Raw genomic sequence first — 957 nt, 5'->3', positions numbered from 1 at the left:
CCTAGGAACTGGCCAGCCTACAATGAAGCGCTCAAGCGCCGAGGTTCACTGACCATTTAGTTCGATCCCGCTGTGACCTGGGATGCCGGACCGACAGGCAGGCGTGGCCGCCAGAGAACCTACAGCGATGCCGCTATCCAGACCTGCCTTTCGATGAAGGTGCTGTTCGGCATGGCCCTCCGCCAGACGACAGGTTTCGTGGAAAGCCTGTTGCGGCTGGTCGGTCTCGACTGGACAGTGCTGGACTTCAGCACGCTTTCGCGCCGCCAGAAGACTTTGGCCGTAAACATCCCCTATCGCGGGCCCAAGGGCCCGCTACATCTGCTAATTGACAGCACCGGCATCAAGGTTGAGGGCGAAGGCGAGTGGCACACCCGCAAGCATGGTGGCCCCAAGCGGCGGGCCTGGCACAAGATCCATCTCGGAATTGATGAGGAAACACTGGAGATCCGCGCTGTCGAGATCACCGGGAGCCATATCGATGACGCACCTGTCCTGCCCGATCTGCTCAGTCAGATACCGCTTGGCGAAGAGATCGGTTCGGTGAACGCCGACGGCGCCTACGACACCCGGAAATGTCACGAGGCAATCGCTGACCGCGGCGCCCACGCTGTCATCCCACCACGCAAGAACGCCAAGCCGTGGAAGACCGTCACCGCCGGAGCCATAGCCCGCAACGAGGCCCTGCGCGCCGCGAAACACCTCGGCCGAGCCCTCTGGCGACGATGGAGCGGATACCACCGCCGGAGCCGCGTCGAGACGAAGATGCATTGTGTGAAACTGTTGGGCCAGCGGCTCATGGTACGGGACTTTGACCGTCAGGTCGCCGAACTCCAGATTCGCATCGCCGTCCTGAACGGATACACCGCGCTCGGCATACCCGTCACGGAAGCTGTGGGATAAGTCCGTCCGGAGAAAGGGGAAACTCGGCCATCACCTACTTTGCGCAACAGAGCC

Annotated in this window: 1 pseudogene; it reads left to right on the top strand. The window is 62.0% G+C overall.

The features are described 5' to 3' along the window. A pseudogene (locus UB90_RS22340) lies at positions 1-903 on the top strand (IS5 family transposase); the annotation flags it as partial. Between the last annotated feature and the right edge of the window lie 54 nt (positions 904-957).

The organism is Tritonibacter mobilis (genome assembly GCF_001681715.1).
Lineage (GTDB): Bacteria > Pseudomonadota > Alphaproteobacteria > Rhodobacterales > Rhodobacteraceae > Epibacterium > Epibacterium mobile.
This window is presented reverse-complemented; position numbering and strand designations above follow the sequence as displayed.